This is a genomic window from Marivivens sp. LCG002 (assembly GCF_030264275.1).
GTDB lineage: Bacteria > Pseudomonadota > Alphaproteobacteria > Rhodobacterales > Rhodobacteraceae > Marivivens.
Genome location: NZ_CP127165.1, coordinates 1,923,875 through 1,947,489 on the forward strand (window position 1 = coordinate 1,923,875; position 23,615 = coordinate 1,947,489).

At 58.5% G+C, this 23,615-nt stretch carries 24 protein-coding genes; 14 read left to right on the forward strand and 10 right to left on the reverse strand.

The genetic code is table 11. The features are described from left to right. Window positions 1–11: 11 nt before the first annotated feature. Window positions 12–593: a tetratricopeptide repeat protein gene (locus tag QQG91_RS09510; RefSeq protein ID WP_285769990.1), complete on the reverse strand. Its 582-nt coding sequence runs from the start codon at window positions 591–593 to the stop codon at window positions 12–14. 52 nt (window positions 594–645) lie between these two features. Here QQG91_RS09510 and QQG91_RS09515 point away from each other — a divergent pair, with 52 nt between their 5' ends. Together QQG91_RS09515 and QQG91_RS09520 are read left to right on the forward strand one after the other, a co-directional pair. Continuing rightward, window positions 646–936 (forward strand): SCP2 sterol-binding domain-containing protein, encoded by a 291-nt coding sequence (locus tag QQG91_RS09515; RefSeq protein ID WP_285769991.1) that lies wholly within the window; start codon window positions 646–648, stop codon window positions 934–936. 1 nt (window position 937) lies between these two features. After that, window positions 938–1,873 carry an alpha/beta fold hydrolase gene (locus tag QQG91_RS09520; protein ID WP_285769992.1) on the forward strand — a complete coding sequence of 312 codons (936 nt, stop codon included), beginning with the start codon at window positions 938–940 and terminating at the stop codon, window positions 1,871–1,873. Here QQG91_RS09520 and QQG91_RS09525 read toward each other — a convergent pair. From QQG91_RS09525 to QQG91_RS09545, 5 genes are all read right to left on the reverse strand, one after another. After that, window positions 1,870–2,166 (reverse strand): hypothetical protein, encoded by a 297-nt coding sequence (locus tag QQG91_RS09525; RefSeq protein ID WP_285769993.1) that lies wholly within the window; start codon window positions 2,164–2,166, stop codon window positions 1,870–1,872. The genes QQG91_RS09520 and QQG91_RS09525 overlap by 4 nt on opposite strands. Before the next feature lie 23 nt (window positions 2,167–2,189). Continuing rightward, a complete protein-coding gene (locus tag QQG91_RS09530) occupies window positions 2,190–2,390 on the reverse strand; it encodes a hypothetical protein (RefSeq protein ID WP_285769994.1) in 201 nt (66 codons plus the stop codon). Window positions 2,391–2,500: 110 nt separating this feature from the next. After that, the gene (locus QQG91_RS09535) at window positions 2,501–3,976 is read right to left on the reverse strand and encodes an NAD(P)(+) transhydrogenase (Re/Si-specific) subunit beta (protein ID WP_285769995.1); all 1,476 of its coding nucleotides are present in this window, start codon (window positions 3,974–3,976) and stop codon (window positions 2,501–2,503) included. Window positions 3,977–3,989: 13 nt separating this feature from the next. Further along, the gene (locus QQG91_RS09540) at window positions 3,990–5,561 is read right to left on the reverse strand and encodes a Re/Si-specific NAD(P)(+) transhydrogenase subunit alpha (protein ID WP_285769996.1); all 1,572 of its coding nucleotides are present in this window, start codon (window positions 5,559–5,561) and stop codon (window positions 3,990–3,992) included. Between the two features lie 129 nt (window positions 5,562–5,690). After that, window positions 5,691–6,140: a methyltransferase family protein gene (locus QQG91_RS09545; protein ID WP_285769997.1), complete on the reverse strand. Its 450-nt coding sequence runs from the start codon at window positions 6,138–6,140 to the stop codon at window positions 5,691–5,693. 109 nt (window positions 6,141–6,249) lie between these two features. Between QQG91_RS09545 and kynU the strand changes: the two genes are divergently transcribed. The 4 genes from kynU to QQG91_RS09565 all read left to right on the forward strand — a co-directional run bounded on the left by kynU (window position 6,250) and on the right by QQG91_RS09565 (window position 13,248). Beyond that, window positions 6,250–7,443 (forward strand): kynureninase, encoded by a 1,194-nt coding sequence (kynU, locus tag QQG91_RS09550; RefSeq protein WP_285769998.1) that lies wholly within the window; start codon window positions 6,250–6,252, stop codon window positions 7,441–7,443. 96 nt (window positions 7,444–7,539) lie between these two features. Continuing rightward, a complete protein-coding gene (locus QQG91_RS09555) occupies window positions 7,540–8,004 on the forward strand; it encodes a (2Fe-2S)-binding protein (RefSeq protein WP_285769999.1) in 465 nt (154 codons plus the stop codon). Between the two features lie 3 nt (window positions 8,005–8,007). Continuing rightward, window positions 8,008–10,239, forward strand: coding sequence for a xanthine dehydrogenase family protein molybdopterin-binding subunit (locus QQG91_RS09560; protein WP_285770000.1), 2,232 nt, complete (start codon window positions 8,008–8,010; stop codon window positions 10,237–10,239). Window positions 10,240–10,407: 168 nt separating this feature from the next. Beyond that, window positions 10,408–13,248, forward strand: coding sequence for a Hint domain-containing protein (locus tag QQG91_RS09565; protein WP_285770001.1), 2,841 nt, complete (start codon window positions 10,408–10,410; stop codon window positions 13,246–13,248). On the opposite strand, the gene QQG91_RS09570 is transcribed toward QQG91_RS09565, so the two are convergent. Further along, the gene (locus QQG91_RS09570; RefSeq protein ID WP_285770002.1) at window positions 13,245–14,021 is read right to left on the reverse strand and encodes a gamma-glutamyl-gamma-aminobutyrate hydrolase family protein; all 777 of its coding nucleotides are present in this window, start codon (window positions 14,019–14,021) and stop codon (window positions 13,245–13,247) included. The two genes, QQG91_RS09565 and QQG91_RS09570, sit on opposite strands and share 4 nt — an antisense overlap. A 170-nt stretch (window positions 14,022–14,191) precedes the next feature. Here QQG91_RS09570 and QQG91_RS09575 point away from each other — a divergent pair, with 170 nt between their 5' ends. The 3 genes from QQG91_RS09575 to QQG91_RS09585 are packed head-to-tail and all read left to right on the forward strand — an operon-like array spanning window position 14,192 to window position 15,445. Next, window positions 14,192–14,545, forward strand: a complete 354-nt coding sequence (locus tag QQG91_RS09575; RefSeq protein ID WP_285770003.1) for an ArsR/SmtB family transcription factor — start codon at window positions 14,192–14,194, stop codon at window positions 14,543–14,545. Beyond that, on the forward strand, window positions 14,529–15,008 hold the full coding sequence (locus QQG91_RS09580; protein WP_285770004.1) for an SRPBCC family protein: 480 nt from the start codon (window positions 14,529–14,531) through the stop codon (window positions 15,006–15,008). The genes QQG91_RS09575 and QQG91_RS09580 overlap by 17 nt, the downstream gene beginning before the upstream one ends. Continuing rightward, the gene (locus QQG91_RS09585) at window positions 15,005–15,445 is read left to right on the forward strand and encodes an SRPBCC domain-containing protein (RefSeq protein WP_285770005.1); all 441 of its coding nucleotides are present in this window, start codon (window positions 15,005–15,007) and stop codon (window positions 15,443–15,445) included. Before QQG91_RS09580 ends, QQG91_RS09585 begins: the two co-directional genes overlap by 4 nt. Here the strand turns inward: QQG91_RS09585 and QQG91_RS09590 are convergent. Further along, window positions 15,442–15,594, reverse strand: a complete 153-nt coding sequence (locus QQG91_RS09590) for a DUF2256 domain-containing protein (RefSeq protein WP_285770006.1) — start codon at window positions 15,592–15,594, stop codon at window positions 15,442–15,444. The genes QQG91_RS09585 and QQG91_RS09590 overlap by 4 nt on opposite strands. Window positions 15,595–15,724: 130 nt before the next feature. Between QQG91_RS09590 and pepN the strand changes: the two genes are divergently transcribed. The 5 genes from pepN (at window position 15,725) to modC (ending at window position 22,005) form a co-directional block, all read left to right on the forward strand. Continuing rightward, window positions 15,725–18,277 (forward strand): aminopeptidase N, encoded by a 2,553-nt coding sequence (pepN, locus tag QQG91_RS09595; RefSeq protein ID WP_285770007.1) that lies wholly within the window; start codon window positions 15,725–15,727, stop codon window positions 18,275–18,277. Between the two features lie 18 nt (window positions 18,278–18,295). Further along, window positions 18,296–19,429, forward strand: a complete 1,134-nt coding sequence (locus tag QQG91_RS09600; protein WP_285770008.1) for an MFS transporter — start codon at window positions 18,296–18,298, stop codon at window positions 19,427–19,429. Between the two features lie 73 nt (window positions 19,430–19,502). Beyond that, on the forward strand, window positions 19,503–20,276 hold the full coding sequence (gene modA, locus QQG91_RS09605) for a molybdate ABC transporter substrate-binding protein (RefSeq protein WP_285770009.1): 774 nt from the start codon (window positions 19,503–19,505) through the stop codon (window positions 20,274–20,276). Continuing rightward, entirely contained in the window at window positions 20,273–20,944 is a 672-nt protein-coding gene (modB, locus tag QQG91_RS09610; RefSeq protein ID WP_285770010.1) for a molybdate ABC transporter permease subunit, read from the forward strand. Before modA ends, modB begins: the two co-directional genes overlap by 4 nt. Further along, window positions 20,941–22,005: a molybdenum ABC transporter ATP-binding protein gene (modC, locus tag QQG91_RS09615; RefSeq protein WP_285770011.1), complete on the forward strand. Its 1,065-nt coding sequence runs from the start codon at window positions 20,941–20,943 to the stop codon at window positions 22,003–22,005. The genes modB and modC overlap by 4 nt, the downstream gene beginning before the upstream one ends. 32 nt (window positions 22,006–22,037) lie before the next feature. Here modC and QQG91_RS09620 read toward each other — a convergent pair whose 3' ends face one another. Further along, on the reverse strand, window positions 22,038–22,274 hold the full coding sequence (locus QQG91_RS09620) for a DUF2842 domain-containing protein (protein ID WP_285770012.1): 237 nt from the start codon (window positions 22,272–22,274) through the stop codon (window positions 22,038–22,040). After that, window positions 22,274–23,569 carry an adenylosuccinate synthase gene (locus tag QQG91_RS09625; RefSeq protein WP_285770013.1) on the reverse strand — a complete coding sequence of 432 codons (1,296 nt, stop codon included), beginning with the start codon at window positions 23,567–23,569 and terminating at the stop codon, window positions 22,274–22,276. Before QQG91_RS09625 ends, QQG91_RS09620 begins: the two co-directional genes overlap by 1 nt. Between the last annotated feature and the right edge of the window lie 46 nt (window positions 23,570–23,615).

A 23,615-nucleotide genomic window follows, 5' to 3' on the forward strand; every position in this document is an offset into this window, starting at 1 on the left:
GGGATCGGGCGTCAGAGCGTCCGACCCTCTTGTTGCAGTTCCAGCCGCTCTACGGCTTCGTTGATCCCCGGGGCTGCGGGCGCAAGCTCCAGAATTTGGCGATACACCTCGAGTGCGTCGTCTTCTCTGTCGATCTGTTCGAGGATCATCGCGAACCCGGACAGAGCACCGAAATGGCGCGGCTCAAGGATCAAAGTCTGACGGATGTCTTCCAACGAGAGGCCGAACTCGTCAAGGAGATAAAACGCCGTCGCTCTTCCGTTATAGGCTTCGGCAAAATCTGGCGCATGGTCGATGGCAGCGGAAAAATGCTCGACCGCGGTCTGGAAATCACCCTTATCGATCGCATCCTGACCACGCCGCAGCAAAAGATCGATAGCCGCAGATCCGCTTTTGGACCATTCCTCACCGATCTGGCGCTCTATGCCGAGATAGGTCGAGGCATCCGCTTCCTTGAGCTGGCGAAACAACTCCTCCAGACGCGCTGCGTCTGCCGCATTTGCCGCTACGGCAGATGTGCAGAGGACGACAAGTGCCGCAACGATATGTTTGAAAGAGTTTCCCAAGGTGCTCATAACAATGAATGTAGCCATTGCGGCGGCAATCTCCAGAGGGAGTATGCCAGAAACAACGAAAGGACACGACATGAGCGATATCGTCAACGGAGCCGTAGAAGCCCTCAATGCCAAACTCGGCGGCCAAGGCTTTGACGGAACCGCAAAATTCGTCATCGACGGCGAAGGATCGATCATCCTTGATGCAAGCGGTGCGCGCGCGGGCGATGACGCTGCAGATGTCACCCTGACCGCTACGGCCGAAACATTTCAGGCCATTTTCGAGGGCGACGAGAATCCGACCACCGCTTTCATGACCGGCAAACTCACCATCGACGGTGACATGGGCGCCGCGATGAAACTTGCTGGAACGCTCGCCTGATATGACAACAGCACCGTTTTTCACCGAAATCGCAGAAGCCCCGAGCGGCGCCGAAAGTCATTGGATGACGGCCTCTGATGGGGTGCGCCTGCGTGTTGTGCACTGGCGCGCGCAAGCGGCCAAGGGAACGGTGCTGCTCTTTCCCGGACGGACGGAATATATCGAGAAATACGGACGCGATGTTGCGCTCCTTACCGAGGCAGGTTTTGCCGTCGCGGTCATTGATTGGCGGGGCCAAGGGCTTTCCGATCGGTTATCCGCGCCTGAGTATATCGGCCATGTGGAGCGCTTTCTCGACTTTCAAAAGGATGTGCGCGCCCTTTGTGAGCATGTAAAGGCCGTAGACCTCCCCGCTCCGCTCTATCTGTTGGCCCATTCCATGGGCGGTGCAATCGGACTTCGTGCGCTCCATCTGGGGCTTCCCGTCAAAGCTGCCGCCTTTTCCGCACCCATGTGGGGCATCGAAATGCCCTCCGCATTGCGCGTTTTTGCCCGCGTTGCCTCGACTTTTGCCTGTCTGGTCGGTCGAGGTCACAACCTAGCTGCAGGGCGCGAAACCGAGACGGTCGTGATGCACGGCGAATTCATGGACAATGCTCTTACGAACGATCTCGAGCAGTGGGGCTATATGCGGGATCAGGCCAATGCCCATCCCGAGCTGACGCTTGGTGGCCCATCCTATCGCTGGATTCTTGAGGCGATGAAAGAAACCGACGCCCTCTCGCGGCTCGCACCGCCCAAGGTGCCGACCGTGACCTTTCTCGGAGATCAGGAAGCGATCGTCGACGCCGAGCGTATCCGCTCCAAAATGGCAGAGTGGACGGATGGCACGCTTGTGCCCCTTAGGAACGCAAAGCACGAAACGCTCATGGAGCTCCCCGTAACACGCGGTTTTGTTTTCAAGACGATCATCGCGCACTTTGCGGCACATCCCTAGACCGACGAAAAACACCCGATGGCGGAGCCGTGGACCCCGATGTCCAAAAGGCCGATTTGAGATTCAACGCAAAGCGAGAAGTAGCCCGCTGTCGGAAGATACACCACGCGGTAATCGCCATCCGTGCGCGTAACAGCCCAGCATTTCTGGACGATCCCACCGCTGAAATTGACAGACCTCAACCTTGGGGTCACGCGGGCCGAGACGAAATGCGTGACATTCGGATCGGTCGGATCAGAGCCTTCGACCTCTGCATCAAGCAAGGCTTCGATCTCGTTGGCGCTGATGGTCATGCTCTTCTCCCTTTAGTCCTTGCCTATCCAGCAAACGACCAACGCTTGAGAATATCAAGCGCCTTGGCTCGATCGAGTGCGTCCGTTACTGCTGATGGCTGTGCAAAGTCGTAACCGAACGTCTCTTCGAACTCGCAAGCGAGGCACGAGATCTTCTGACTCGTATAGGTGACATCCGCTGATCCGCAGTCAGGGCAAATTGCCGTTACATCATCATTATACATCGCATGTTCCTCTCCCCCCGAAGCTAGTGCCACGGCGAGAGGCGTCGAGTGTATAGCCAAAGAAAAAGCCCCGCCGAATAGCGGGGCTTTCCAAGGACCTTGAAGGGTCTTTACTGGATCTTGGTCAGAAGCTCGTCGAGCGACTTCTTGGCGTCGCCATAGAACATACGGGTGTTCTCTTTGTAGAACAGCGGGTTCTCGATACCCGAATAGCCCGTGCCTTGACCACGCTTGGAAACAAACACCTGCTTGGCCTTCCAGCACTCGAGAACCGGCATGCCTGCGATGGGCGAGTTCGGGTCCTCTTGTGCGGCGGGGTTCACGATGTCGTTCGAACCGATGACGATTGCAACATCGGTCTCGGGGAAGTCCTCGTTGATTTCGTCCATTTCCAGAACGATGTCATAGGGAACCTTGGCCTCAGCGAGAAGCACGTTCATGTGGCCCGGAAGACGGCCCGCAACGGGGTGGATCGCGAAGCGGACGTTCTTGCCCTTGGCACGCAGACGCTTGGTCAGTTCGGAAACCGACTGCTGAGCCTGAGCAACAGCCATGCCGTAACCCGGAATGATGATGATGTTGTCAGCATCTTCCAGAGCAGCGGCAACACCGTCGGAGTCGATAGCCACCTGTTCGCCCTCGACTTCCATCGCGGGACCGGTGGTGCCACCAAAGCCGCCGAGGATCACCGAGATGAACGAACGGTTCATCGCCTTACACATGATGTAGGACAGGATCGCACCCGAAGAACCAACCAGCGCACCCACAACGATCAGAAGGTCGTTGCCGAGCGAGAAGCCGATCGCAGCTGCAGCCCAACCCGAGTAGGAGTTCAGCATCGACACCACGACGGGCATGTCGGCGCCGCCGATCCCCATGATGAGGTGATAGCCGATGAAGAGCGCAGCAAGCGTCATGATTGCTAGCGCGAGGAAGCTACCCGACTGGAAATACCAGACAAGGCAAAGCACCGAGATAATCGCGGCGCCCGCATTGAGGAAATGACCACCGGGAAGCTTTTCGGCTTTGGAGGTCACTTTGCCCGCCAGTTTGCCATAGGCAATAACCGAACCCGTAAAGGTCACAGCACCGATGAAGATGCCGAGGAACAGTTCGACGCGAAGGATGTTCTGTTCGACCGGGGTCTTGTGCGCAAGAAGTTCAGCAAAGGCACCAAGGTGCATTTCGTGGAACATTTCCATGCGCTTGGCTTCGGTGAGCGTGGACGAAATCGTGGACATAGCCTCGATGACGTTCGCTAGTTCGAAGTGCGCGATAAACCCGACGAAGACGGCGGCAAGACCGACGAGCGAGTGCATCGCGGCGACAAGCTGCGGCATCTCGGTCATCTGGACCTTTTTCGCGACATAGGTGCCGATGATACCGCCACCGATGATCAGAAGGACCGAGAGGACCCAAAGACCCTTGCCCGGACCGACGAGCGTTGCGGCAACGGCCAGAGCCATACCGACAATGCCATACCAAACAGCGCGCTTAGCACTTTCCTGACCCGACAGACCGCCAAGAGACAGGATGAAGAGGACAGCTGCGACCACATAGGCCGCGGTAGTGAATCCGAATTCCATGATCCTCTACTCCTTACGACTTCTGGAACATCGCAAGCATGCGACGCGTAACAAGGAACCCACCGAAGATGTTGATGCCAGCCATAAAGACGGACAACGCGGCGAGAATGATGACGAGGAACGAGCCCGACCCGATCTGCATCAGAGCACCGAGGATGATGATCGACGAAATCGCGTTGGTCACGGCCATCAGCGGTGTGTGCAGCGAGTGCGACACGTTCCAGATCACCTGGAAGCCGATAAAGACCGAGAGCACGAACACGATGAAGTGCTGCATGAACGAAGCAGGTGCATAAAGACCCGCGAGAAGCATCAGGGCACCACCGACGCCAAGCAGGATAACCTGCTGACGGGTTTGAGCCTTGAATGCTGCGGCTTCGGCGGCCTTTTTCTCTTCAGGCGTGAGCTCTTTGGGCTTTTCCTTGGATTTGGCGGCAATCGCAGCAACCTTGAGCGGCGGCGGCGGATAGGTCACGGCACCGTTGTGGGTCACGGTCGACGAACGGATCACATCGTCTTCCATGTTATGGTTGACCACACCGTCCTTGTTCGGGGTGAGGTCGGTCATCATGTGACGGATGTTGGTCGAGTAGAGCGTCGAAGCCTGAGCCGCCATACGCGACGGGAAGTCGGTATAGCCGATGATGATCACACCGTTGTCGGTTACGATCCGCTCGTCTGCTTTTGTCAGCTTGCAGTTGCCACCCTTTTCGGCAGCAAGGTCGACGATGACAGAACCGGGTTTCATGGCCTGAACCATGTCTTCGGTCCAAAGCTCGGGGGCTTCGCGGTTCGGGATCAGCGCGGTGGTGATCACGATATCGACTTCGGGTGCAAGCTCGCGGAACTTCTTGAGCTGGGCTTCGCGGAACTCGGGCGATGAGACCGACGCATAACCGCCCGTCGCAGCGCCGTCCTGCTGTTCCTCTTCGAAGTCGAGGTAAACGAACTCGGCACCCATCGATTCAACCTGTTCGGCCACTTCGGGGCGAACGTCGAATGCATAGGTGATCGCACCAAGCGAGGTTGCGGTGCCGATGGCGGCAAGACCTGCCACACCTGCGCCCACGACAAGAACCTTGGCGGGGGGCACTTTACCTGCAGCCGTCACCTGACCGGTGAAGAAGCGGCCGAAGTTGTTACCCGCTTCGATTACGGCACGATAGCCAGCGATGTTTGCCATGGACGACAGAGCGTCCATCTTCTGGGCCCGCGAGATACGGGGGACCATTTCCATCGCGATCACGCTTGCGCCCTTTTCGGCGGCAAGCTTCATCAGCTCTTCGTTTGCACCGGGGTTGAAGAACGAAATCAAAAGCTGCCCTTCGCGGAGCTTTTTGACCTCGGCATCGGTGGGAACGCGCACTTTGGCAACGATGTCTGCGGCCTTGAACAGAGCGGCTGCAGTCTTGACGACCTCGACACCTGCCTCCTGATACATCGCATCCGAGAAGCCGGCATTCGCACCGGCACCGGATTCGATCACGCACTCATAGCCAAGTTTCTGCAAATCCCGCGCAGAGGCGGGAGTCATCGCCACGCGGTTTTCACCGGCGATAATCTCTTTAGGTGCACCGATTTTCACGGACTGTCCCCCTTGTTGTTCAACTTCAAAACCGAATTAACCAAAGCAATTTTATTTCACAAGCAACCATTGCGGCTTTCCGCAAGTTATAGCGCTAACGTCTCGCCCCCGAGGCTTTTCAGACCGCATTCAGAGCCAACGGCGGGTTTTCTGACAGTATCGCGCGAAATCCGCGTGGAACTTGCGACGAAGCCGGTTTTCCTCGGGAATGACAAATCGCCGTTCGATCACCCACAAAAATCCCGGCACCAAGAGCAAAGCGACAGGCACGTCGAGCCAGAGGATCACGCCGACAAGAACAAGGATATCGCCAAGATAAATGGGGTTCCTGCTTCTCGAGAATATGCCTGACTGAACAAGACGGTCTGCATCGCGATGGGGCACGAACGTCGTCTTCTGGCGCTGCATTTCATAAACAGCAAGCAACATCAGGATGATGCCCCCGCCGATCAGAATACCCGCGACAAGCTGCGTGATCGGGTGATCCAAACTCAGCCCCCAAGGGTCGATTTTGTTGAAGGTATAAGCCAAAGCAATAAACCCAGCGAGCCATACGGGCGGAATATCAGTCCACTTCATGAAAACGTCCCTTCCAAATGCGACCTAAAACGGTCAAATCGTTATCCCGCCGCCGATCTGGACAGCGCCGAACCACGGACTAAGCTGCACCTCAAAGCAGGAGACTACAATGTCGAATTTCAAAGCGCGCAAAGAGATGTTCCACCTTCCGGACGGGATGATCTATCTCGACGGAAACTCGCTCGGCCCCCTTCCCAAGAATGCCGAAGCCTGCATGACGCGGACCATGCGCGACGAGTGGGGCGATATGCTCATCACGGGTTGGAACCGTGCGGGGTGGATGGACAAGCCCAAAGCGCTCGGGGATCGGATCGGGCGCTTGATCGGGGCAGAAGAAGGTCACGTGGTTCTGGGGGATACTCTCTCGATCAAGGTTTACCAGGCGCTTGCCTCCGCACTCGAAATGCGTCCCGACCGCAAGGTGATACTGAGCGACAGCGGCAACTTTCCTTCCGATCTTTATATGGCGCAAGGACTGATCGCATCGCTTGGCCGTGGTCACGAACTTAGGGTCGTCGCCCCCGAAGACATCGAGGCCCATATCACGCCCGAGGTCGCCGTCACCCTGATCACCGAAGTGGATTACCGCACAGGCCGCAAGCACGACATGGCGGCTTTGACGGCAAAAGCGCACGAGGTCGGTGCTCTGACCATCTGGGATCTTGCACACTCTGCCGGTGCATTCCCTGTCGAACTGGCCGCAGCAGGGGCGGATTTCGCCGTAGGATGCACCTATAAATATCTCAACGCAGGACCGGGTGCGCCCGCATTCATCTATGTCGCGCCGCGTCACGCCCAAACCGCGCGTCCCGCCCTTTCGGGATGGCTTGGCCACCGCGCGCCCTTTGCCTTTGAACAGGACTATCGCGCTGGCGATGGTATCGAACGGATGCGGGTCGGCACACCGCCCATTCTTGCTTTTGCTGCGCTAGAAGCCGCGCTCGATATCTGGGACGAGGTCGACATGGACGCCCTAAGAGCGCAATCGCTTGCGCTCACGGATCGGTTCATCCACGGGATCGAAGCCGCCTGCCCCGATCTTCTGCTGCAAACCCCGCGCGACCATGCCATGCGCGGCAGTCAGGTGTCCTTTGCGCATCCCCATGGATATGCCGCAATGCAGGCAACCATCGCCCAAGGAGTGATCGGCGATTTTCGCGCCCCCGACATCATGCGGTTCGGTTTTACCCCGCTCTATATCGACGAACAGGACGTCGATCTCGCTGTCGAAAAGATCGCCGCAGTGATGAAAGAAAAGCTCTATGAACGCCCAGAATTTCAGGTTCGCGCTGCGGTGACGTAAGCGTTTCCCAACGTAAACCACCACGGTGATATCTTCCTTTTCGTCGCCGAGGCCCTATCTTTATGACCAAACGAATTGCGCCCCGTGGAGGACAGCATGGCTACAACTCTGACGATTAATGGCAAACGACATAGCGTCGAGCTTCCCGACAACGTGCCCCTGCTTTGGGTTCTTAGGGATGAAATCGGCCTCACGGGCACCAAATTCGGTTGCGGTGTGGCCGCATGCGGCGCGTGCACGGTGCAGATCGACGGCGAAGCGGTGCGGTCCTGCCAAGTCGCATTGGCCGATGTTTGGGGCGAAGTCACCACGATCGAAGGCATGGGAACCCCTGAAAACCTCTCGATCCTGCAGCGTGCGTGGGTCGATCATCAGGTTGCGCAATGCGGTTATTGCCAGTCGGGCCAGATCATGCAGGCCGCCGCTCTTTTGGCCAGCAACCCCGAGCCGACCGACGACGATATCGACGATGCCATGCAGGGCAACCTCTGCCGCTGCGGCACCTATCCCCGTATCCGCGCCGCCATCCATGACGCCGCATCCAAGATGAAGGGAGCCTAAGCCATGGCGAGCCTCAAGAAAATCGCGCGTCGCACATTTCTGATCGGATCGGCCGCCGTTGTGGGCGGGGTCGCCTTTGGTGTCTATAAACTTGAACAAGACCCCAAGAACCCGCTGGTCTCTCGCGAGGGGGCGACCGCGCTCAATCCCTTTGTCATCATCAACGAAGACGGCGTGACACTGATCGCGCCGCGCGCCGAAATGGGCCAAGGCGTGCACACCACCCTTCCTGCACTGATCGCAGAAGAACTCGATGTGGCATGGCAGGACATCCGCGTCATGCATGGTCCGGGGGCAGCGGCCTATTACAACGGGGCGCTTCTCGGCAAGGCGCTCCCCTTCCTTGATTACAAGGTCGGACCGATCAAAGAGGATATGCGCCAATTCGTGGGCCAAGCCGGCAAGCTTGTCAGCCTTCAGGTTACGGGCGGCTCCACCTCGACCGCCGATGCCTATGAACGCTTTCGCGAGGCGGGCGCGACGGCCCGCGAAACGCTCAAACTTGCTGCGGCCAAACGGCTTGGCGTCGATGTCTCTTCGCTCAAGACGGAAAACGGGAACGTGATTGCGCCAGACGGCACGCTGCTGTCCTATGCCTCGCTCGCGGTAGAGGCCGCGCAGATCGAACCACCCAAGGTCGAACTGCGACCCGCATCGGATTGGAAATATCTGGGCAAGTCCATGCCCCGCACCGACATGATCGGCAAATCCACAGGCACGGCGACCTTTGGCGTGGATGTGCGGCTTGAAGGCATGAAATTCGCCACAGTCCGCATGAGCCCGAAACGGGGCAAGATGCTTTCCTTTGATGCCAGCGACGCGATCTTGATGGATGGTGTCGAACAGATCATCGACCTTGGCGACGGCATTGCGGTCATCGGCTCGAACACCTGGCTCTGCATCCAGGCGGCCGAAGCGGTCGAGATTGTGTGGGACGATGCGACCCATTCGCAAAGCACCGAGAACGCCTTTGCTCAAATCGAAGCCGCGTTCGGAACCGAGGCCGACATCACGCGCGATGAAGGCAATGTCGAAAAGGCGCAGGACGGGATCGAAGTCACAGCCGAATACCGTGTGCCCTATCTCGCCCACGCCACGATGGAACCTCTGAACGCAACCGCGCTCTATACGGGCGATGCGCTCACCATCTGGTGCGGCAATCAGGGTCCCGTTCTTGTCCAGCGCAATGCCGCTGCCGCTGTCGGGCTCGACGCAAGTCAGGTGACCGTGAACACCACCCTCATGGGCGGCGGTTTTGGACGTCGCGGTGAAACCGACTTTGCCGTAATTGCCGCGCGCGTGGCCCGCGAAGTGCCCGATGTTCCGGTTCAGGTCACATGGTCGCGTGAAGAGGACATGCGTCACGATTTCTATCGCCCCGCCGCAATCGGACGCTATCGCGGTGTGGTCAAGGACGGAGCCGCCGTTCTTCTCGATGGCCGCGTTGCAGCGCCTTCGGCATCGCAACAAGCGATGAAGCGATGGATGGGACAGGACCCAGTCGGTCCTGACAAAGAACTCGGGGCCGGCGGTTTCGATCAGCCCTATGCCATCCCGAACTATCGCTTCGGCACCCATATCGCGGACGCTCGGCTCCCTGTCGGGTTCTGGCGCTCAGTGAGTGCGTCCTTCAACGGCTTTATGTTCGACAGCTTCATGGATGAAATGGCGCATGCTGCGGGCGCCGATCCGCTTGCCTTCCGACTTGCGGCGATGGGTGACGAACACGAGCCCTCTCGCAAGGTGCTCGAAAAGGTTGGTGAAATGTGCGGCTGGACGGGTCAGACCCCCCAAGGGGTCGGGCGCGGTGTCGCCTTTACCAGCTCGTTCGAAACCCCCGTCGCCACAGTCGTCGAGATCGTCGATCAGGGTGGCAAAATCCGCCTCAACAAAGTCTGGATGGCCTGTGATGTGGGCGTTGCACTGGACCCCTCGATCATCAAAGCCCAACTGACAGGCGGCGCGATTTTCGGTCTCAGCGCTGCCATTTTCGGCGAAATCACAATTGCCGAAGGGGCAGTCGAGCAGTCGAATTTCTATGACTACGAGCTTTTGCGGATGCATACCGCACCGAGTTTCGAAGTTGAAATCCTTCAGAACAAACCGATCGTCAGCGGGATCGGCGAACCCGGAACGCCACCCTCGATCGCTGCGCTTGCGAATGCCGTGTTCGACCTGACGGGGGAAAGACCTCGTGAACTCCCTCTCGTAAAATCCTTCGATTTTCTAGCTTAAGGAAGTCTGAGCCCTAAAACCGAGAACAATCGACCCGTTACCAGTTTAGTATTCTTAAATTGGTCACATTTAGGCCCAAGTCGCAACACGCGGGCCAGCTACCAATTCACCAAAGTAATTACTGGTGGCACTCATGCGCATTGAGTCGCCATTGCAATGGAGATTTGGATGCCAAACGGGTATCGGATAACACTTGGGAGCAACCGAGAACTCAACTCGGGGGACTCATCGACCGCGAGCACCTCCAGTTTTACATCCTATTCCACCATCGGCAGCGGCACCCTTAGCTATTTCTATTTCTTTCCGCAGTCGGTCACGGGCACCTACTATCTCGGCACCGATCTCGAGGTCTATTTCGTCCCCGACAGCAACCCGCCGTTTGGCGCGATCAACTTTCAGGTCGGCACCGCTCCCTCTCCCACGTTCCAACTTTATGAAGGTTCGGCCAGCGACGAGACCTATACCGACGACAACGACAGTGCCTTTATTTTCGGGGATGGCGACGTCAGCGGGATTAACTCGGGCAAAGACACGATCTATGCCAACGGCGGGAACGATACGGTCCTCACAGGGGACGGCGGCGACGTCATTTTTGGGGGATCGGGCGCCGATACCCTTGATGCGGAATCCGGCAATGACTTTGTTTCAGGCGGCACCGAGAATGACACGATCTTCGGAAGTGCAGGTAACGATGTCCTCTTCGGGGACGGCGGGAGCGATACGATCGACGCAGGGGCCGACACCGATACCGTCTTCGGCGGGAGCGGGTCCGACAGCATCAGTGGCGGCGATGGCGACGACGCACTTTACGGCGGCGGTTATGACGTAGGCGCGACCGAGCACCTTGCATGGAACCTCCAGTCGGGTTCGGTGACGGGCGGCTTTACCCAAGATACTGGCAATATCCGCGTTACCTTCTCCTATGAGGACAGCAACGGCGGGCTACTCGATGATGCCGTCATCGACACAACCCAGCAATATGTCGGCGCGCAGCCCTATAACCAGAACTCTAGCCTTCGCCTTGACGGTGACGCGCTCACCAATACGAACACCACGACCTCCCGCTCGACGCTGACCTTCAACGCGGACAGCGGCAGCGGGGTCACGAACGAAGTTGCGAACGTCAATTTCCGGATCAACGACGTCGACTGGGAAAGTCTGGATCACCGCGACCAGATCATCGTCTACGCGTACGACGCCAACAACAATCCGGTCCCCGTCAACCTCACGCTCGGCGGCGCGGATGTTCTGACCAACGGCAACACCGTCACAGCGAATGATGCGGTAGACGATCCCAATACCGTAGGCGGCTCGGTCCTTGTCGAAATTGCGGGCCCCGTCCATCGCGTTGTCGTCGAATTCAGAAACGTCGGCGTCGGCTTCCAAGGCGTCTGGCTCACCGACGTCTATTACAACTCGCTCTATCCCGCCACGGATGCCGCCGATACGATTTATGGCGGCAACGGGAACGACGTCATCGACGGCGGGCTTGGCGCGGACCAGATCTTTGGCGATGGCGGCAACGACACCATTTACGGTGGCGATGGCAACGACAGCATCAATTACGGCTTCGGCAACGACATCGTCTATGGCGGTGCGGGCGATGACTTTATCGACGATTTGGGTGGGGAGGACTCCACCCCCGATGCGAGCACTGTCTATGGCGGCACGGGCAATGACTTTATTGCCGGTAGCTCGGGCGGCGACTCGCTTTACGGCGGCGACGACAACGACACCATCTTCGGCGACAGCGGCAACGATTACATCGATGCGGGTAACGGCAACGATACCGTTTACGCTGGCAACGGCGAAGATACGGTCTATGGCGGTGCCGGCATCGACACGCTTTACGGCGCGAGCGGCAATGACATCCTCTATGGCGGCGATGGCGCCGACAGGATCGAAGGCGGCTCGGAAGCCGATACGATTTACGGCGGAGAAGGTGCCGACAGCATCGACGGCGGCACAGGCAACGACTGGATCAATTACGGCGCGGGCGGCGACCTCGTCTATGGTGGTGACGGCAACGATTTTATCGACGATACGGACCAAGCCGCGACTAATGACGCTGCAACGATCTACGGTGGCGCTGGCAATGACTTTATCTACGGCACTGCCGCCGGTGACACGATCTACGCAGGTGTCGGCTTCGACTCGATCTATAGCGAACTCGGCAACGACGAAGTCCACTTCGGCGAAGGCGACTATGTCGATGGATCGGATGGGGATGATCTCTTCATCTACGACGGCACGGACGAAACGGGTAACTTTGCGACGACCATCTATGGCGGCGAAGGCGGCGAGACCAACGGCGACACGCTCCAGCTCGGCTTTTGGGCCGATATGTCGACGCTTACGATCACCAATCCGAATGACAATGCTGCGGGGTTGTCGGGCTCGATCATGCTCGACAACGGCTCGATCCTCTATTTCAACGAGATCGAGAATATCATCTGCTTCGTGCCGGGCACCCTGATTGCAACACCCCGCGGCCCCCGAGCGATCGAAACGCTCAAGGTCGGGGACTATGTGATAACGCGGGACCACGGCCCCCAACCGATACGCTGGATCCAAAGTCGAAAAGTGCCCGCGCTGAACAATCTCGGACCGATCCGCATCCGCAAAGGCGTGATGGACGGGCAGCAACGCGACCTCATCGTCTCGCCACAGCACAGGATTCTGTTCCAAGGCTATAAGGCCGAGCTTCTTTTCGGAGAGCGCGAAGTTCTCGTATCTGCGCGGCACCTTGTGGATGGCGTTGATATCATCGAGGAAACGCTCAAAGAAGTCACTTACGTGCACATGCTCTTTGACCGTCACGAAGTGATCTATGCCGAAGGCGCGGCGACCGAGAGTTTTCACCCCGGTGAAAGTTCGATTTCGGGGATCACGGATCAGGCCCGCGACGAGCTTTTCCAGATATTCCCAGAGCTTAGAAGCCTTCCGTCATCCTATGGTCAGACGGCGCGGCGCTGCCTACGACAGCACGAAGCAACCCTGTTGATCTAGACAGCCCTTGCGTAATCCCGTGCGCGGCGCTTGGCGGCAAATTCATACGTTGCCTTGCCGAACGCTTCAAACAGCGGGCGCGAGACGGGATCATTCGCGGCATTCCACTCGGGATGCCACTGAACCGACATCGTAAATCCGGGTGCATCCTTGATATAGAGCGCCTCGGGCGTGCCGTCGGGTGCATAGCCGTCGATCACGACGCGTGCCCCTGCGACTTTGATCCCCTGCCCGTGCAACGTGTTGGTCAACACCTCGCGCGCACCGAACAGGGAATGGAACGGCCCGTTTTCGGTCAGCGTGACGATATGGCGAAGCGCGAATTTTTCTTCGAGCGTGCCATCGGGCGGCATTCTGTGATTGTCGCGTCCCGGAAGGTCACGAATTTCGGGATAGAGTGAGCCGCCCATAGCGACGTTCACTTCCTGAAACCCACGGCAAACACCCAAAAACGGTTGCCCGCGTTCAACACAGGCCCGCACCAAGGGAAGCGTGATCGCATCGCGGCTCCGGTCAAAGATCCCGTGGGCAGGCGTTTCCTCTTCGCCGTATTCCTCGGGATGAACGTTGGGCCGACCGCCGGTCAGCAAAAATCCATCACAGGTTTCAAGCAGTTCCTCGACCGAAACGATCGAAGGGTCCGCAGGAATGATCATCGGCAGGCATTTCGAAACGTTGGACACTGCGCAGGAATTCATGGTTCCGCCTGCGTGGGTCTCGTATTCTTCATTGATCAGCGTAGCGTTCCCGATGATGCCGACGACTGGGCGCATTTGCTCGTTTCTCCTTGCTCTTGGTCAAAAGTAACGCGTCACCAACGCATTGGAAAGCCCCAGCGCCGCAGGGTCACAGAGAGTTTGGCGCCGCCGCGTTCGTGATGAAAACTTCGGCAGGTTCCCAACTATGTGTTGCCGAAAGTCACAAAGCATGAAAACTTAGCTACATGGCTAAGTATGATTCCTCGCTCGATGTCATTTTCACCGCTTTGGGCGATCCGACGCGTCGCGGAATCCTTGCGCGACTTGGCCAAGGCCCCGCGAGTGTGACCGAACTTGCCGAAGATTATGACATCAGCCTACCGAGCTTTATGGGACACCTGCGCAAGCTCGAAGACGCCGGATTGATCACCTCGGAGAAGCAGGGGCGTGTGAGAACCTGTGCTCTCAACCCCGAGGCTATGGGGCCCGCCACCGATTGGCTCGATGAACAAAGGAACCTTTGGGAAGCGCGGCTCGATCGATTTGAAGACTATGTTATCAACCTTATGAAAGAGCGCCAGAATGGACCTCAATCCTGAAACCGACCTCCACTTTACCCGCACCCTTCCCGTGCCTGCGGCGCTCGTCTACGAATGCTGGACCCAGCCCGAGCATATCAAGAATTTCTTCGTCCCCCGTCCCCACAAGGTGACGAGCGCCGAACTCGATGTGCGCGTGGGCGGACGTTTCAATACGACCTTTGATGTCGACGGCAATGTAATGGAAAACAACGGGGTCTACCTCGAAGTCGTGCCGAACGAAAAACTGGTCTTTACAGATACTTATTCCGAAGGTTGGAAGCCCGCAGCGGAACCGTTCATGACAGCGATCCTGCTTCTCAAGGATCATGGGGACGGCACTTGCGACTATACCGCGATTGCCCGTCACCGCTCGGCCGACACTGCCAAACAACACGAGCAGATGGGCTTTTATGACGGTTGGGGCACGGTCGTCGACCAGCTCGTCGAATACGCCCAGACCTTGTTGGCGGAACGTGCATGAGCACCGCGCGCACCATGACACTGACAAGGCGTTTTGAAGCGCCTTGTGACGTGGTTTTCGCGGCTTGGACCGATCCCGAAGCAATACCGCAGTGGTTTGGCCCCGAGGGGTTCCACTGTGAAACGGTCGAGATCGACCTTCGCGAAGGCGGCCAATGGATTTTCGAGATGGTGGGGCTTGGGATGCGGTTTCATAACCGCCATCGCTATACGCGGATCGTTCCGAACGAGCGGATCGAATTCATGATGGATGATGGCGACAACGACGCCGCTCCGATGGAAGTGACGGTGCTGATGACCCCCGAGGGCAGCGGCACCCGGCTCACCCATTCGGTGGTTTTCCCCTCGCTCGAGGCGCTTCAGGCGGCCAAGGATTACAAAGCCGAAGAGATGGGCCAGACGACACTATCCAAGCTCGCGGCCTTTATCGGCGCCTAGCTCTTGCCCTTGCGCAGGCCCCGACATTTGTCCGAGCAATAGCGGACCTCGTCCCACACCTTGGCCCATTTCTTGCGCCAGGTAAAAGGACGCCCGCAGCTCGGACAAAGCTTTGTCGGCAAATCGGATTTCTTGATCATCTTTCCCATGTCGCCAGAGCTAGGCTCACGCTTTGGTAGGACAAGGAAATATTTTGTTGTTAGCGCTCTCTCGCGTCTTGCGGCATCACCGAGGCGGCCATAACGTCGGCCCAATCAATGATACCAGACGGAGACGACTGTGAAAGACGCAAGCCCCCAGACGATCTATCTCAAAGACTATACGCCGCCCGCCTATCTGGTGGAGAAGGTAGATCTGACCTTTCGTCTTGCGCCAAGCGCCACGCGGGTGCTGAGCAAAATTTCCTTCAAGCCAAACCCCGCATCCCAAAGCCGCGACTTCTTTCTCCATGGCGAGCAGCTCAAACTGATTTCGGCCAAGATCGACGGCAAGAGCATCACGCCCGAAGTCGTCGAAGGCGGGATCAAAGCGGATGTTCCCGATGCTCCGTTCATTTGGGAAGCCGAGGTTGAAATCGATCCCGCTGGCAACACGGCGCTCGAGGGGCTTTATATGTCGGGGGGCATGTATTCGACCCAATGCGAGGCCGAGGGCTTTCGCAAGATCACATTCTATCCCGATCGTCCCGATGTGCTCGCGCCGTTCTCCGTTCGGATCGAAAGCGATATGCCTGTTCTTCTCTCGAACGGGAACAAGGGCGCGATGGGCGACGGCTTTGCCGAGTGGCACGATCCTTGGCCCAAACCCGCGTATCTTTTCGCGCTGGTCGCAGGCGATCTTGTGAACCATCCCGACACATTCACAACGATGTCGGGCAAAGAGGTCGAGTTGAACATCTGGGTGCGCAAGGACGACATCGGCAAATGCGCCTTCGGGATCGACGCCCTCAAACGGTCGATGAAATGGGACGAAGAGGTCTATGGCCGCGAATACGATCTTGATATCTTCAACATCGTTGCGGTGGATGATTTCAACATGGGCGCCATGGAAAACAAAGGGTTGAACATTTTCAACTCCTCCTGCGTTCTGGCCAGCCCTGCCACATCGACAGATGCGACCTTCGAACGGATCGAAGCCATCGTCGCGCACGAGTATTTCCACAATTGGACGGGTAACCGCATCACTTGCCGCGACTGGTTCCAGCTTTGCCTCAAGGAAGGTTTGACCGTTTTCCGCGATCAGCAATTTACAGGCGACATGCGCAGCCACGCGGTCAAACGGATCGACGATGCCCAGCTTTTGCGCAGCAATCAATTCAAAGAGGACGCAGGCCCCCTCGCCCATCCCGTCCGCCCCGAGAGCTTTGTCGAGATCAACAATTTCTACACCGTGACCGTCTATGAAAAGGGTGCGGAAATCATCGGGATGCTCAAGCGGCTTGTCGGTGACGAAGGGTATGCCAAAGCGCTCGATCTCTATTTCGACCGCCATGACGGGGACGCGGCCACCATCGAAGACTGGATCAAGGTCTTCGAGGATGCGACAGGCCGCGATCTGAGCCAATTCAAGCTCTGGTATTCGCAAGCCGGCACGCCCCGTCTCAAGATCCGTGAAGAGTGGAACGACGCCACCTTTACGCTCCACATCGCCCAAGAAACGCTCCCGACACCCGGTCAACCGAACAAAGTGCCGCTGGTGATCCCCGTGGCGGTCGGGCTTTTGGGGGCGAACGGTGACGAAGTCGTCCCGACCCAAATCCTCGAACTGACCCAAGCCGAACAGAGCTTTAGCTTTAGCGGGCTCGGCTCTCGCCCGATCCCGTCGATCCTTCGGGATTTTTCGGCACCTGTGATCCTTGAACGCGAACAGTCCGCCGAGGAACAGGCCTTCCTACTCGCCCATGACACCGACCCGTTCAACAAATGGGAAGCGGGCCAGCTGCTTGCCCGTGACGTGCTTTTGGCCATGATCGAGAGCGGGGACACCGACGACAAAGGGTATATCGATGCGCTCCGCCGTGCGCTGCGCGACGAGTCCCTCGATCCCGCCTTCCGCGCCAAACTCCTTGCTCTTCCGACGGAAGAGGCGCTCTCAATCGCACTTGCCGCGCGTGGCGTTGTGCCTGATCCCGATCTTATCCATGAACAGCGCGAAGCTTTCAGGCTCTCGATTGCCCAACATGCTTTGATCGAACTGTCCAACATCTATCTGATCCATCAGGTCCATGGACCCTATGCGCCTTCAGCGGAGCAGGCGGGCAAGCGCGCGCTCACAAATGCGGCGCTCAACTTCATCAGCCTTGTGGATGGCGGTGCGGCTGCAACCTCGCAGTTTGCGGGTGCCGACAACATGACCCAGGAATACGAGGCACTTTGCGCGCTTCTTCGTATCGACGCAGGGCAGGAAGAGCTTTTGAGTTTTGCAGACAGCTGGAAAGACGACCGCCTTGTGATGGATATGTGGTTCCGTGCCCAAGTCGCCTGTGCCAATCCCGCGGACGCCGTGGCCATCGCACGCAATCTGGCGCGCCACAAAAAATTCGATTGGAAAAACCCGAACCGCTTCCGCGCCGTTTTCGGCGCTTTGGCCATGAACCACGCGGGCTTCAACGCCATAGACGGATCGGGCTATGACCTTCTTGCGGACTGGCTGATCAAGCTCGATCCTGTGAACCCGCAGACCACTGCGCGGGTTTCGGGCTCGTTCCAAAGCTGGACCCGCTACGATGAGGACCGCAAGGCAAAGGCCGAAGCGGCTCTGACGCGCATCAAATCCACACCGAACCTGAGCCGCGACACCACCGAGATGGTGACGCGACTTCTTTCGAAATAACTCTGAAAGCTGCAAAAAATGCCTGATTACTCAGCAACTGCCCCTGCGCGTCTTGCCACGCGGCTTGCGTTTTTCGCAGCGGGCTTTGCAATGGCCTGTTGGGCCCCTCTTATTCCTTTTGCCAAGGAAAACATCGGCGCGGACGAAGCGACTTTGGGCCTCTTATTGCTCTGCATCGGGATCGGCTCTCTCATTGCGATGCCCTTGACGGGATGGCTTGCCGCGCGCAGCGGTGCCAAGCCGATGATCCTGATCGGTGGGTTCGGACTTGCGCTTGCTCTGCCGTTTCTGATTGCAGCACAGAGCCTTTGGCTCTTGGCGACCCTTCTTCTCTTTATCGGCGCCTTCTTGGGCACCATCGACGTGTCGATGAACATTCACGCGGTCGAAGTCGAGAACACAGAAGATCGGCCTTTGATGTCGGGCTTTCATGCCCAATTCAGCATCGGCGGCTTTGCTGGGGCTACGCTCATCACCTATCTTCTGTCTCGCGGGGTCGAAGCCCAAGTCGCCATCCTCGTCGGCGGGGCAATCACATTTGCGGTCATGGCCTTCGCCGCGCCGCGCTTCCTCAAGGCAAAGGGCGGTGATCCCGTGCCATTTGCTCTTCCCAAGGGGATCGTCGTTCTCTTGGCTGCGCTGACGGCGATCACCTTCCTCGTCGAAGGCGCAATCCTCGATTGGAGCGCTCTGCTTCTTGTCGAACGCCAGATTACACCTGTCGAACAGGCTGGCACCGCCTATATCCTCTTCTCGATCGCGATGGTGATCGGCCGTCTCACAGGGGACAAAGTGGTCGCCGCGCTCGGCGGGTTCCGCATTCTGCTTCTTGGGGGCCTTTTGACCGCTGTGGGGCTGGCCATGACGGTTCTCATGCCTTGGCCGATCGCCTCGCTCGCGGGCTTTCTCCTTGTCGGGATCGGGGCGGCGAACATCGTGCCTGTTCTTTTCTCGGCGGCGGGCAAGCAAAAGATCATGCCGGCAGGGATGGCCATCGCTTCAGTAACAACCACGGGCTATGCAGGCATCCTCATGGGCCCTGCAATTATCGGCTTTGCGGCGCAAATCATCACCCTCCCGCTTGCCTTTGGCTTGCTGGCCCTGATGATGCTCGCGATCCCGCTCTCGGCGCGCGTTGCGACGAAACGCTAAGTCAGATCAGAGCATTACAGCTTGCGCGGGCGCAGGGGGGCGATATGGTCAAGGCAACCCGAAAGGAGCCAAGATGAAGCCCCTCGCGCCCGCGCTGTTAGGTCTCGCCCTCTGGGCGACGCCTGTGATTACATCGGCCCAAGAGCCGCTGATCGCCGCCGCATCGGTGCTCAAATTCGCGCTCGACGACATTGCCACGGCCTATGAGGCGCAAACAGGCCAAGCCTTGCGGATTGCCTATGGCTCCACGGGTAACTTTTCCGCCCAAATTCGCGAAGGCGCACCCTTTGATCTTTTTCTGGCGGCGGATGAAGCCTTCATCCTAGGCCTTGCCGAAGAGGGTCTCACCCGTGACCAAGGGGTCATCTATGCATCGGGTCGCCTTGCTATGCTCACCCCCAAGAACGGCGCTTTGGCCGCTAGCGCTGACCTTTCCACTCTTGCCATCGCGCTCCAACAAGGCGAGCTTGGCCGCTTTGCCATCGCAAGCCCCGTGCACGCCCCCTATGGTATGCGCGCCCAAGAAGCGCTGGAACACCAAGGGCTTTGGGACGACATCCAAGACCATCTGGTCTTTGGCGAAAACGTGAGCCAAGCCACCCAGTTCGCCATTTCAGGGAACACCGACGGCGGGATTGTCGCTTATGCATTGGCGCTTACGCCCGAAGTGCAGGCACAGAGCAACTTTGCCTTGATCCCAGCAGAGTGGCACGCCCCGCTCCATCAGCGCATGGCTCTGCTGCCCGATGCCTCCGCCGAAGCAGAGGCTTTTTACGCCTATCTTCAAAGCGACGCGGCGCGGGAGGTGTTTGTCTCCTATGGCTTTGCGGTCCCCGAGAGTGAATGATGGACTGGCAGGCGCTGAACCTCTCGCTCCTCCTCGCGGCTCTGACCGCAGCTATTCTGGTGCCTGTTTCCGTTTTCGTCGGGCGACGCCTTGCCCTTAGCAAGAGCAAGAGCCTCCCCGTTATCGAGGCGCTTATCGCGCTTCCCCTCGTGCTTCCTCCGACGGTCTTGGGGTTCTATCTTCTGACCGCGTTTGGCAAAGGCTCTCCGCTCGGGGAGCTGTGGCAAACCGTTTTCGGTCATTCGCTGGCCTTCTCCTTCGAAGGGCTGCTGCTTGCCTCGATCATCGTGAACATCCCCTTTGCGATGCAGCCCATCCAGCGCGGTTTTGAGGCCGTGCCGCAAGAGCTTCGCGATGCGGCTGCCTGTTCAGGCATGTCGCCGCTTGAAACCCTGTGGAAGATCGAACTCCCGCTTGCGTGGCCCGCTGTCCTGACGGGCGCGGTTCTGACCTTCGCCCATACCCTTGGGGAATTCGGTGTGGTCCTGATGGTGGGCGGCGCAATCCCGGGTGAAACCAAAACCATCGCCATCTCGATCTATGACAAGGTCCAGAGCTTTGATGCCCGATCTGCCGCAGAAATGTCGGCAGTGCTCTTGGCGGTTTCGGTCACGACCATCACGCTGACATTCCTTATGTCGCGCAAAATCGGGCGGCGTTTGTCATGACGCTTTTCATTCGCCTCAAAGCCCAAGCGCCCATCCCGCTTGACCTCTCTTTTTCGGTCGAGGCAGGGCAAATCCTCGCGCTCGTCGGCCCATCAGGATCAGGTAAATCGACGGTGCTGCGGAGCATTGCGGGACTCTATCACCCCGAAGAGACGACGATCACTGTCAGAGGGAAAGAGTGGCGCGATATGGCCCCACACAAGCGGCGTGTGGGAATGGTTTTCCAGAATTACGCGCTTTTCCCGCATCTGACGGCACGCGGGAATGTCTGCGCCGCGCTCGACGAGAAAGGCATGGATGCGACGAAAGAAGCAAATCGCCTGCTCGACCTTGTGGGCCTTGGCGACATGGCCGAACGGCGGCCTGCCGAACTCTCGGGCGGGCAACAACAGCGTGTCGCAATCGCTCGCGCACTCGCCCGAAAACCCGATGTCCTCCTCCTTGACGAGCCTTTTTCTGCGGTGGATCGACCGACACGCGAGAGCCTTTATGCAGAAATCGAGGCACTCCGCAGTGAGCTTTCAATGCCTGTCGTTCTCGTCACCCATGACATGGACGAGGCACAGCGGCTTGCCGACCGTATGGCGGTCATAGATCAGGGGCGTCTTGTCTGCCAAGGAAGCCTTGCCGAGGTCGCCTTGGACCCCAAGGCGATGCGCGTTCTGGGGCTTCGCCAGACGGGGGCCGTTCTCACTGCAAAAGTCGCAGCACACGATACCGACGGGATCACGCGGCTTGCTCACCCAGCCGGCGCACTCTTTGTGCCGCAAATCCGCGAAGATATTGGAACCGAGGTCAAGCTCCGCCTCTTGGCGCATGATGTGATGCTGGCGAACGCGCGCCCCACAGGCATTTCGGCGCTGAATATCCTTGAGGGTAAAGTGGTCTCCATCGCCTTTGGGGATGGGCCCGGCGCGATGGTGCATGTAGATGCAGGCGGCGAGATCCTTTTGGCGCGGATCACGCGGCGCTCGGTCGCCTCGCTCGGGCTTGTCGAAGGGTCCGCATGCTTTGCGGTGCTCAAATCTCTCGCCATCGCCAGAGATCGCGTTCACCGTTAAAAGAAAAGGCCGGAGCAATCCGGCCTTTTGTCTTAGTGCTTGTCGTCGCTCGGTGCGTCGGGATCAGCGCGACCGATCCCTTTGAACACCCATTTGAACGGGATCGCCCAGAGAATACCGAGGATCACATAAATCGCCAGCTCAACCAAAATCGACGGCGTGCGATCGAAGAGATTGATGATGGAAACGGCGACAACCACATAGGCCGGCATCCCCACCACCAAGATCAACAGCGCAAGGCGCTTTCTGGTTTTGTATGACAGCGCCATCAGTCTGCAAACGGGTCCGTGACAAGGATCGTGTCATCGCGCTCGGGCGAGGTCGACAAAAGCGCGACAGGGCACTCGATCAGTTCCTCGATGCGGCGGACATACTTGATTGCCGCAGCAGGAAGATCTGCCCAAGAGCGGGCGCCTTCGGTCGACTCGGACCAGCCTTCGATCTCTTCATAGATCGGGGTGCAACGCGCCTGTTGATCCGCAGCGGTCGGAAGGTAATCAATCCGTTCGCCATCAAGGTCGTAAGCCACACAGATCTTGAGCGTGTCAAAACCGTCGAGCACGTCGAGCTTGGTCAGCGAAATGCCGTTGACGCCCGAGGTTGCACAGGTCTGACGAACAAGAGCCGCATCGAACCAGCCGCAGCGGCGCTTGCGGCCCGTCGTGGTGCCGAACTCGTGGCCACGGGTCCCGAGACGCTCACCATCGGCGTCAAGAAGCTCGGTCGGGAAAGGACCTTCGCCGACGCGGGTGGTATAGGCTTTGACGATACCGAGGACATAATCAATCGCACCCGGCCCCATGCCGACGCCCGTCGCGGCCTGACCTGCGATCACGTTCGACGAAGTCACAAAGGGATATGTGCCGAAGTCGATGTCGAGAAGAGCGCCCTGCGCCCCTTCGAAAAGGATACGCTTGCCCGCTTTGCGCTTTTCATTGAGCACTTTCCAGACAGGAGCGGCATAAGGAAGGATCAGCTCGGCGACTTCGCGCAGCTGCGCAATCAGCGCATCGCGGTCGATCTCTTCGATGCCGAGGCCCTTGCGGAGCGGGTTGTGGTGCTGGAGCGCGCGGTCGACGCGGGCTTCGAGGGTGGCCGCATCGGCAAGATCGGCAACGCGCACAGAACGGCGACCGACTTTGTCTTCGTATGCCGGCCCGATACCGCGGCCCGTCGTGCCGATCTTGGTGCCTGCGCTGGCGATTTCTTCGCGGGCGCGGTCCAACTCACCGTGGAACGGCAGGATCAGCGGCGTGTTTTCCGCAATCATCAGGGTTTCGGGCGTGATTTCGACGCCTTGGCCACGGATCGTTTCGATTTCTTTCACGAGGTGCCAGGGATCAAGGACAACACCGTTGCCGATCACCGACAGCTTGCCACCGCGCACAACACCCGAAGGGAGCGCATGGAGCTTGTAGACCTTGCCGTCTACGACGAGCGTGTGGCCCGCGTTGTGACCGCCTTGAAAACGAGCGACGATATCCGCGCGCTCGGACAGCCAGTCCACAATCTTGCCTTTACCTTCGTCACCCCACTGGGCGCCGACGACGACAACGTTAGCCATACCTGAGTCTCCTCGTATTTCTGGCGTCAAACCCGCGTCCGTATAG

Coding starts and splice junctions, on each gene's coding strand:
- QQG91_RS09570 (WP_285770002.1), bottom strand. CDS start 14,021: ATGCGCCCAGTCGTCGGCATCATCGGGAACGCTACGCTGATCAATGAA.
- QQG91_RS09560 (WP_285770000.1), top strand. CDS start 8,008: ATGGCGAGCCTCAAGAAAATCGCGCGTCGCACATTTCTGATCGGATCG.
- modC (WP_285770011.1), top strand. CDS start 20,941: ATGACGCTTTTCATTCGCCTCAAAGCCCAAGCGCCCATCCCGCTTGAC.
- QQG91_RS09625 (WP_285770013.1), bottom strand. CDS start 23,569: ATGGCTAACGTTGTCGTCGTCGGCGCCCAGTGGGGTGACGAAGGTAAA.
- QQG91_RS09520 (WP_285769992.1), top strand. CDS start 938: ATGACAACAGCACCGTTTTTCACCGAAATCGCAGAAGCCCCGAGCGGC.
- modA (WP_285770009.1), top strand. CDS start 19,503: ATGAAGCCCCTCGCGCCCGCGCTGTTAGGTCTCGCCCTCTGGGCGACG.
- QQG91_RS09545 (WP_285769997.1), bottom strand. CDS start 6,140: ATGAAGTGGACTGATATTCCGCCCGTATGGCTCGCTGGGTTTATTGCT.
- QQG91_RS09620 (WP_285770012.1), bottom strand. CDS start 22,274: ATGGCGCTGTCATACAAAACCAGAAAGCGCCTTGCGCTGTTGATCTTG.
- QQG91_RS09510 (WP_285769990.1), bottom strand. CDS start 593: ATGGCTACATTCATTGTTATGAGCACCTTGGGAAACTCTTTCAAACAT.
- QQG91_RS09575 (WP_285770003.1), top strand. CDS start 14,192: ATGGCTAAGTATGATTCCTCGCTCGATGTCATTTTCACCGCTTTGGGC.
- QQG91_RS09515 (WP_285769991.1), top strand. CDS start 646: ATGAGCGATATCGTCAACGGAGCCGTAGAAGCCCTCAATGCCAAACTC.
- QQG91_RS09590 (WP_285770006.1), bottom strand. CDS start 15,594: ATGGGAAAGATGATCAAGAAATCCGATTTGCCGACAAAGCTTTGTCCG.
- QQG91_RS09525 (WP_285769993.1), bottom strand. CDS start 2,166: ATGACCATCAGCGCCAACGAGATCGAAGCCTTGCTTGATGCAGAGGTC.
- QQG91_RS09585 (WP_285770005.1), top strand. CDS start 15,005: ATGAGCACCGCGCGCACCATGACACTGACAAGGCGTTTTGAAGCGCCT.
- QQG91_RS09600 (WP_285770008.1), top strand. CDS start 18,296: ATGCCTGATTACTCAGCAACTGCCCCTGCGCGTCTTGCCACGCGGCTT.
- QQG91_RS09580 (WP_285770004.1), top strand. CDS start 14,529: ATGGACCTCAATCCTGAAACCGACCTCCACTTTACCCGCACCCTTCCC.
- kynU (WP_285769998.1), top strand. CDS start 6,250: ATGTCGAATTTCAAAGCGCGCAAAGAGATGTTCCACCTTCCGGACGGG.
- QQG91_RS09565 (WP_285770001.1), top strand. CDS start 10,408: ATGCCAAACGGGTATCGGATAACACTTGGGAGCAACCGAGAACTCAAC.
- QQG91_RS09530 (WP_285769994.1), bottom strand. CDS start 2,390: ATGTATAATGATGATGTAACGGCAATTTGCCCTGACTGCGGATCAGCG.
- modB (WP_285770010.1), top strand. CDS start 20,273: ATGATGGACTGGCAGGCGCTGAACCTCTCGCTCCTCCTCGCGGCTCTG.
- QQG91_RS09555 (WP_285769999.1), top strand. CDS start 7,540: ATGGCTACAACTCTGACGATTAATGGCAAACGACATAGCGTCGAGCTT.
- QQG91_RS09535 (WP_285769995.1), bottom strand. CDS start 3,976: ATGGAATTCGGATTCACTACCGCGGCCTATGTGGTCGCAGCTGTCCTC.